Consider the following 8,228-nt stretch of genomic DNA (forward strand, 5'->3'; position numbering starts at 1 on the left):
CGCGGTCCTCGGCGTCCTCGTTCCCGTGGCGGCTCGCCGAGTCCTGCGCGGAGGTGTCGCGCGCTGCGCGTGCGCTCTCGCGCCGCGCCCGTACCGGTCGCTCTGCCGGCTCGGCGGTCACGTCGCGCTCGGCCGAGGGCTGCTGCTCGGCCGACGGCTTCTCGACGGTCTCCGTCGCCGTGGGATCGGCCGTCTTCGCCCGGCTGCTCGCGCGGCGCGTGCGTCCGGTCTCGCCCGCCGCTGAGGCTGCCGCGGCGGGCTGGCCGCCCGCGCGGCGCTCGCGGATCGCGGTGACGAGCTCGCCCTTGCGCATCCCGGAGGCGCCGGACAGGCCCAGCTCGGCTGCGAGCACCTGGAGCTCGGGCAGCCGGAGCGTGGACAGGGCCGCACCGCGCGAACGCTCGGTGGTGGCCTCGATGGTCTCTGACACGAAGGATCCTTCCCCCTCGTCGGCGGCCGATGGGTGGGCCGCATGGGTCGATGCCCGATCGACGGGCGTTCCTCGCACCACCGGTGCACCGGAAGTGGACCGGACGGTGGAGGCGGTGATCCCGCCTGCCGCGCTGAGCGCGGGTAACGGCGCTGTTCGCGCTCACTACCGGGGGATTGCGATCACACTATCACCGGAGACGGGGCCGTCCGGCACGACTCGCGCACGGGACCTCACCCGCAGGAGGTCCCGCCGACCCCGCCGTCGGCCGGCGAGCTCAGAGCCGCTCGGCCAGCGCCCCGTCGGCGAATCCCGGGTGCAACACCGTCCAGGTGTCCGGTAGGCCCGCCAGGACCCGCTCCCGCGTCCGGTCGCCGGCGTCGCCGTCGCTCGCGCGCTCGAGCACGAGGACCGAGGGTCCCGCCCCCGAGACGACAGCGGCCTGCCCCGCCTCGCGCAGCGCCTGCACGAGTCGCCAGGTCGCCGGCATGACTCCGGACCGGTAGCCCTGGTGCAGCTTCTCCTCCGTCGCCTCGAGGAGCAGCTCCGGACGCTGGCACAGCGCCTGGACGAGCAGGGCGGCCCGGCCGGCCGTGAAGGCGGCGTCGGCGTGCGGGACCGTCGCCGGGAGCACTCCACGCGCGGTCTTGGTCGCCAGCCGGGTCGTGGGCACCAGCACGACGGGCTCGACGTCCGGGTGCAGCGCGAGCTGCGTGGCATGGGGCCCGTCCTGGCCGGTCCAGGAGATGGTGCCACCGCCGAGGATGGCCGGCGCGGCGTTGTCCGGGTGCCCCTCGAACGCCGAGGCGATCCGGAAGGCAGCGGTGTTGTGCAGGGCCTCGGGCTCACCGATGAGCATGCGGGCGGCGAGGATCCCGGCGACCACCGCCGCTGCGGAGGAACCGAGCCCCCGCCCGTGCGGGATCGTGTTGTGGCACACCAGGTGCAGGCCCACCTGCGGGGCGCCGACGTCGTCGAGAGCCGCACGGATCGCGCGGACCACGAGGTGGTCCTCCCCCGTGGGCAGCTCGCCAGCGCCCTCACCGGTCACCTCGACCCTGACCTCGGCGCTGCCCAGCGCACGGACCTCGACCTCGTCGAACTGGCCGAGTGCCAGGCCCATCGCGTCGAAGCCGGGCCCGAGGTTGGCGCTCGTCGCAGGGACGCGCACGCGGACGTGGTCGGAGCCGAGTCTCATTCCTGGCCCTCCAGGCCGAGCGCCGCGACGATGGACATGACATCGGGTGCGACCCGCTCGGGCCTGACCTCCGAGCCGTCCGGCGTGCGCAGGGCCCACTGCGGGTCCTTCAACCCGTGCCCCGTGACGGTGATCGTGATGCGTGCCCCCGCGGGGACACGACCCTGCTCGGCCATCATCAGCAGTCCCGCGACCCCTGCGGCGGAGGCAGGCTCGACGAAGACCCCGACCTGGGAGGCCAGGATGCGGTGCGCCGCGAGGATCTGCTCGTCCGTGACCGCGTCGATGAGCCCGCCCGACTCGTCCCTTGCCGCGAGCGCCTGCTCCCACGAGGCCGGGTTGCCGATCCGGATCGCCGTCGCGATCGTCTCGGGCTCGTCGACCGGGTGGCCCAGGACGATCGGGGCGGACCCCGCCGCCTGGAAGCCCCACATCGCCGGGCGCCTGGTCGCCGGGCCGTCGGCCGCGTACTCGCCGAACCCGCGCCAGTAGGCGGTGATGTTGCCGGCGTTGCCGACCGGGAGGCAGTGGATGTCCGGGGCGTCGCCGAGGGCGTCGACGATCTCGAAGGCGCCGGTCTTCTGCCCCTCGATGCGGTCGGGGTTGACCGAGTTGACGAGCTCGACCGGGTAGGCGTCCGCGAGCTTGCGCGCCGCGACGAGGCAGTCGTCGAAGTTGCCGTCGACCTGGAGCAGCCGGGCGCCGTGCGCGACGGCCTGGCTCAGCTTGCCCATCGCGATCTTGCCGTCCGGGACGAGCACCGCGCAGGTCATCCCTGCGGCGACGGCATAGGCGGCGGCCGACGCCGAGGTGTTGCCGGTCGACGCGCAGACGACGACCTTCGCCCCGTGGGCCGCCGCCGCCGAGATGGCGGTGGTCATCCCGCGGTCCTTGAAGGAGCCGGTGGGGTTCATCCCCTCGACCTTGAGGTACACCTCCGCGCCGACCATGCGCCCCAGCGCGGGGGCGGGCACCAGCGGGGTGCCGCCCTCACCCAGGGTGACGACATGGGTGCGGACGTGCTCGGGCAGACGGTCGGCGTACTCGGCGATGACGCCACGCCACTGTGCGGCCACTCAGGCTCCTTCGACTCTCAGGACGGACAGGATGTCCTCGACGACCTCGAGCGCGCGCAGGTCGGCGACCGTCGCGGCCAGATCGGACTCACGGGCACCGTGGGTGATCACGAGGAGCTCCGCGGTGCGGACCTCGTCGGACCCGCCGGACTGACGGACTCCCTGCAGGGAGACGCCGTGCTGGGCGAAGACGGCCGCCACCGCGGCGAGGACGCCGGGCCGGTCGGCCACCCGCAGGTGGACCTGGTACCGCGTGCGGGCCGCACCGATGGGATGCACCGCCAGCTCCGCGTACCGCGACTCGACGGGCCCCTTGCCGCCCAGCACCCGGTGCCTCGCGACGGTGACGACGTCGCCGAGCACGGCGCTGGCCGTCGGGGCACCGCCCGCGCCGCGACCGTAGAACATGAGCTCGCCCGCGGCCTCCGCCTGGACGAAGACCGCGTTGAAGGCGCCACGGACGCCCGCGAGCGGGTGCTCGACCGGGACGAGGGCCGGGTGCACCCGGACGACGACGCCGTCGGTCCCCTGCGCGTCCGGCAGGCGCTCGGCGACGGCCAGGAGCTTGATGACGTGCCCCGTGCGGCCGGCCCAGGCGACGTCGTCGGCGGTGACGCCGGAGATGCCCTCCCGGTGCACGTCCGCGACCGAGACCCGGGTGTGGAACGCGAGCGAGGCGAGGATCGCCGCCTTGGCCGCGGCGTCGAACCCCTCGACGTCCGCCGTCGGGTCCGCCTCGGCGTAGCCGAGCTCCTGGGCCTGGGCGACGGCCTCGGCGAAGCCGAGTCCCGTCGTCGTCATCTGGTCGAGCACGTAGTTCGTCGTCCCGTTGACGATCCCGAGCACGCGGGTGATCCGGTCGCCGGCGAGGGACTCGCGCACCGGGCGGACCAACGGGATCGCCCCGGCGACGGCGGCCTCGAAGTAGAGGTCCGTCCCGGCGGCGTCGGCGGCGGCGTAGAGCGTGGGTCCGTCCTCGCCGAGCAGGGCCTTGTTCGCGGTGACCACGGCTGCGCCGCCGGCGATGGCCCGCAGCAGCAGGGAACGAGCGGGCTCGATCCCCCCCATCACCTCGATGACCACGTCGGCGCGCTCGACCAGGCCCTCGGCGTCCGTCGTCAGCAGCGCGGGATCGACGACGGCGTCACGCGGCGTCGCGAGATCGCGCACCGCGATCCCGACGAGCTCCAGCGGGGCACCGACCCGAGCGGCGAGCTCGTCGGCCTGGGTGGTGAGCAGTCGGGCGACCTCCGTGCCGACGACGCCACATCCGAGCAGTGCCACACGCAGGCTCACCGGCCGACCACCTCTCCTCCGCTCGACGCCGTCCGCGTCGGAGCGGGCCCAGGATACGGGTGGGCGCGAGGCCGCGGGGCTGGTGTCCGCGAACGCGTCGCCGAGGAGCCCCGACGGCTCAGGAGACGTCGAGCGCCAGGAGGTCGTCCTCGGTCTCGCGGCGCACGAGGACCCGGCTCGTCCCGTCGGCCACCGCGATCACCGGCGGGCGCGGGACGAGGTTGTAGTTGGAGGCCATGGACCTCCCGTACGCCCCCGTCGCGGGCACCGCCAGCAGGTCACCGGCGGCGAGGTCGCCCGGCAGGTCGACGTCGTGCACGACGATGTCGCCGCTCTCGCAGTGCTTGCCGACGACCCGGCACAGCACCGGCTCGGCCACCGAGGAACGCGAGACGAGGGCCGCGGAGTAGTGCGCGCCGTAGAGCGCCGGGCGCAGGTTGTCGCTCATCCCGCCGTCCACCGAGACGTAGGTGCGCACGACGCCGCCGTCGAGCGGGACCGGCTTGATCGTCCCGACGGTGTAGAGGGTGACCGTCGACGGACCGACGATCGCCCGGCCGGGCTCGATCGAGATGCGCGGGAGCCCCGTGCCGAGGTCAGCGCAGGTCTCCGCGACGACCCCTGCGACATCCTTCGCCACGCGGGCGGGGTCGAGCGGGACGTCGCCCGGGAGGTAGGCGATGCCGTATCCCCCGCCGAGATCCACCTCCGGCACCAGGTACCCGGTGCGCGCGGCGAGCTCGGCCCGGAGTGTGAGCACCACGCGCGCCGCGGCCTCGAACCCCGAGGGGTCAAGGATCTGGCTGCCGATGTGCGAGTGCAGCCCGACGAGCTCGAGCTCCGGGCGGGCGAGGACGGCGAGCAGGGCGGTCATCGCCTGACCGCCGGTGACGGACAGCCCGAACTTCTGGTCCTCGTGCGCGGTGGCGATGTACTCGTGCCCACCGGCGTGCACGCCCGTGGTCACGCGCACCATCACCGGCGCCGGGAGCCCCGCACGGTCGGGCCGGGCAGCGACGGCGTCGGCGACCCGCTCGATCTCGGCGAGGGAGTCCACGACGATGCGCCCCACCCCGGCGTCCAGCGCGCGCGCGATCTCCGCATCGGACTTGTTGTTCCCGTGCAGGCCGATGTCCTGACCGGGGACCCCCGCCCGCAGCGCGACGGCGAGCTCACCCCCGGTCGCGGTGTCGATCCGCAGACCCTCCTGGTGGGCCCATCGCGCCACGGCGGTGCAGAGGAAGGCCTTGCCCGCGTAGTAGACGTCGACCCCTGTGCCGATCTCCGCGAACGCCGCGTGGAACCCGGCGACGAAGGCCCGGGCCCTGGCGCGGAAGTCCGCTTCGTCCAGCACGTACGCAGGGGTGCCGTGCTCGGCTGCGAGCGCCCGCAGGTCGACCCCCGCGATGCTCACCGCACCGTCGTCGCCGATCCGCGTCCCCGCGGGCCACAGCTGCGGGTCGAGGCTCACATGCGCTCCGGGGCGCTCACCCCGAGCAGATCGAGGCCGTTCGCCAGGACCTGACGCGTCGCGTCGTTGAGCCAGAGCCTGCTGCGATGCAGGTCGGAGACCTCCTCGTCGCCGAACGGGGAGACGCGGCACTGGTCGTACCACTTGTGGTAGCTCCCGGCGAGCTCCTCGAGGTACCGCGCGACGCGGTGCGGCTCGCGGAGCTCTGCGGCCTGCGCGACCACGCGGCCGAACTCCCCCAGCCGGGCCAGCAGCGTCGACTCGGTCACGTGCGAGAGCAGCGCGGGGTCGAACCCGTCCTCGCGCCGGACGCCGAGATCGTTGGCGTTGCGCGCCACGTTCGCCGTCCTCGCGTGCGCGTACTGCACGTAGAAGACCGGGTTCTCGTTGGTCGCCCGGCTCAGCAGGTCCAGGTCGAGGTCGATCGTGGAGTCGGCGGAGGACCGCGCGAGGGCGTACCGCGCGGCGTCGATCCCGACGGCGTCGACGAGGTCGTCGATCGTGACGACGGTCCCGGCCCGCTTGCTCATCCGGACCGGCTCCCCGTCCTTGACGAGGTTGACGAGCTGGCCGATGAGGATCTCGAGGTTGACCCACGGGGTGTCCCAGAAGGCGGCACACATCGCCATCATCCGGCCGATGTACCCGTGGTGGTCCGCGCCGAGCATGATGATCGCCCGGTCGAAACCGCGCTCCCGCTTGTCGAGGTAGTAGGCGAGGTCACCGGCGATGTAGGCGGGCATGCCGTCGGACCGGATGATGACGCGGTCCTTGTCGTCACCGAAGTCCGTGGTGCGCAGCCACGTGGCACCGTCGGCCTCGAAGACGTGGCCGAGCTCGCGCAGCCGGGCCACGGCCCGCTCGACGGCCCCGGACTCGTGCAGCGAGTCCTCGTGGAAGTAGACCTGGAAGTCGACGCGGAAGGCGTGCAGCGCCGCCTTGATCTCGCCGAACATGAGCTCGACGCCCCGGGCGCGGAAGGCCTCCTCCGCCTCGGCATCGGGCAGGGTCAGCGGGTCGGGCTCCCCCGCCTCGGCGATCTGCGCCAGGACGGCGTCGGCGATGTCGGCGATGTACTGACCGCCGTAGCCGTCCTCCGGCGCCTCCAACCCGCGGGCCCGCGCGACGAGCGAGCGGGCGAACCTGTCGATCTGCGAGCCGTGGTCGTTGAAGTAGTACTCACGCGTGACCTCTGCGCCGCTGGCGGCGAGCATCCGCGCGAGGCTGTCGCCGACCGCGGCCCAGCGCACCCCGCCGATGTGCAGCGGCCCGGTGGGGTTGGCGGACACGAACTCGAGGTTGATGCGCTGGCCGGCGAGCGCGGTGCCGCGTCCGTAGGCGACGCCCTGGTCCACCACGGTGCGGGCGAGCTCACCGGCTGCCGCGGCATCCAGGGTGATGTTGAGGAATCCGGGACCGGCCACCTGGACGTCGCGCACACCCTCGACCGCAGCCATCCTCTCCGCGAGGGCGGTGGCGAGGTCGCGGGGCGCCAGCCCGGCCTTCTTCGCCAGCTGCATCGCGACGTTGGTCGCCCAGTCGCCGTGCTCGCGGGAGCGCGGACGCTCGACCGGGACGCTCGCCGGCAGGGCGTCGGCAGGGATCGGGAGCGTGCCGTCGGCCTGGGCGGCGACGAGGACGGCGCGCAGAGCGGCGGAGAGTTCGGCGGGGGTCACCGGCCGATCCTAGCGAGGACGCCGGCGGCGGCCGGCACGCGTTCCCGCCCCGACGAGGCCCGACCGGGGGCAGAAGCGGGTCCGAACGGGGGTCGTCGGCGCTCCGAACCGGACGTGAACGGGGGCAAACTGGATCGCAGCCCACCGAGTGGAGGAGGATGCCCCCCGTGGCACCGCAAGATCGATGGAGCCACCCAAGCAGCGGAGACGGGATGCGTCGCACGAACTTGATCGATCAGGCTGTCAGTCGCCTGCGTCAGCAGATCACCACGGGTGTCTGGGGGGTCGGTACCCGCATCCCGGCGGAGCCGGAGCTCGCCGAGCTGATCGGCGTGGGCCGCAACACCGTCCGGGAGGCCGTGCAGTCCCTCGTCCACGCAGGGATGCTGGAGCGTCGGCAGGGTTCGGGCACCTACGTGCTGGCCGACTCCGAGCTGGGCAACGCGATGGGCCGCGAGATCGCCGGGGCGCACCAGCGCGACGTGCTCGAGGTCCGTCGCAGCCTCGAGGTGGAGTCCGCACGCCTCGCCGCACTGCGCCGGACGCCTGTCGAGGTCGAGAAGCTGCGCGGGCTGCGCGACTCCCGGAGCGCCGCGTACGCCCGCGGCGAGATGGACCAGATGGTCGCGGCGGACCTCGCCCTGCACCGCACGATCGCGCACGCCGCGCACAACCCGGTGCTGCTCGCCCTGTACGAGAACCTCCAGGACGCGATCACCGACAACATCCGCTTCAACTTCGAGCACCCCGTGCACGACGACGACTCCCACCACGCCCTGGTGGAGGCGATCGCGGACTGCGACCCCGACGCGGCGATGCGCGAGATCGACCGCTACCTCTCGGACCTCATCAGCGGGGCGACCTGGGACGAGCAGGCCCCGTCGGAGGACGCGCGGCGATGATCGTCGCCGGCCGTCGCCGTGCCGGTGCGGCAGGTGCGCCGCGTGGTCGCACCGCATCGCCGGGCTGGTAAGGTTCTCACCGCCCCGCCCGCGTAGCTCAGGGGATAGAGCGTCTGCCTCCGGAGCAGAAGGTCGTAGGTTCGAATCCTATCGCGGGCACCCATCTGACCAGCGGGAAC

7 protein-coding genes and 1 tRNA gene are annotated in these 8,228 nt (G+C 73.4%); 2 read left to right on the forward strand and 6 right to left on the reverse strand.

Translation table 11 applies throughout. From position 1 onward, the window contains the following. The 6 genes from ABWK99_RS10960 to argS all read right to left on the reverse strand — a co-directional run. Window positions 1-430 (reverse strand): Rho termination factor N-terminal domain-containing protein (locus ABWK99_RS10960; protein ID WP_372594740.1); only part of this gene is annotated, 430 nt, incomplete at its 3' end. Between the two features lie 277 nt (window positions 431-707). Then, on the reverse strand, window positions 708-1,628 hold the full coding sequence (thrB, locus tag ABWK99_RS10965) for a homoserine kinase (protein WP_372594741.1): 921 nt from the start codon (window positions 1,626-1,628) through the stop codon (window positions 708-710). Next, the gene (thrC, locus tag ABWK99_RS10970) at window positions 1,625-2,704 is read right to left on the reverse strand and encodes a threonine synthase (protein WP_372594742.1); all 1,080 of its coding nucleotides are present in this window, start codon (window positions 2,702-2,704) and stop codon (window positions 1,625-1,627) included. Before thrC ends, thrB begins: the two co-directional genes overlap by 4 nt. Then, window positions 2,705-4,000: a homoserine dehydrogenase gene (locus tag ABWK99_RS10975; protein ID WP_372594743.1), complete on the reverse strand. Its 1,296-nt coding sequence runs from the start codon at window positions 3,998-4,000 to the stop codon at window positions 2,705-2,707. It lies immediately after the preceding gene. 118 nt (window positions 4,001-4,118) lie between these two features. Further along, entirely contained in the window at window positions 4,119-5,471 is a 1,353-nt protein-coding gene (gene lysA / locus ABWK99_RS10980) for a diaminopimelate decarboxylase (RefSeq protein WP_372594744.1), read from the reverse strand. After that, window positions 5,468-7,147, reverse strand: coding sequence for an arginine--tRNA ligase (gene argS / locus ABWK99_RS10985; RefSeq protein WP_372594745.1), 1,680 nt, complete (start codon window positions 7,145-7,147; stop codon window positions 5,468-5,470). Before argS ends, lysA begins: the two co-directional genes overlap by 4 nt. A 212-nt stretch (window positions 7,148-7,359) precedes the next feature. Here argS and ABWK99_RS10990 point away from each other — a divergent pair, with 212 nt between their 5' ends. Both ABWK99_RS10990 and ABWK99_RS10995 read left to right on the forward strand, forming a co-directional pair. Next, window positions 7,360-8,049, forward strand: a complete 690-nt coding sequence (locus tag ABWK99_RS10990) for a FadR/GntR family transcriptional regulator (protein WP_372594746.1) — start codon at window positions 7,360-7,362, stop codon at window positions 8,047-8,049. An 86-nt stretch (window positions 8,050-8,135) separates the two neighbouring features. Continuing rightward, window positions 8,136-8,208: transfer RNA gene (locus tag ABWK99_RS10995), tRNA-Arg, on the forward strand. The last annotated feature ends 20 nt before the right edge of the window (window positions 8,209-8,228 follow it).

The organism is Actinotalea sp. (assembly GCF_041597215.1).
Classification (GTDB): Bacteria; Actinomycetota; Actinomycetes; order Actinomycetales; family Cellulomonadaceae; genus Actinotalea.

Bases quoted from the DNA above. Each gene is read 5' to 3' on its own strand.
- ABWK99_RS10990 (WP_372594746.1), top strand. From the start codon at position 7,360: ATGCGTCGCACGAACTTGATCGATCAGGCTGTCAGTCGCCTGCGTCAG.
- thrB (WP_372594741.1), bottom strand. From the start codon at position 1,628: ATGAGACTCGGCTCCGACCACGTCCGCGTGCGCGTCCCTGCGACGAGC.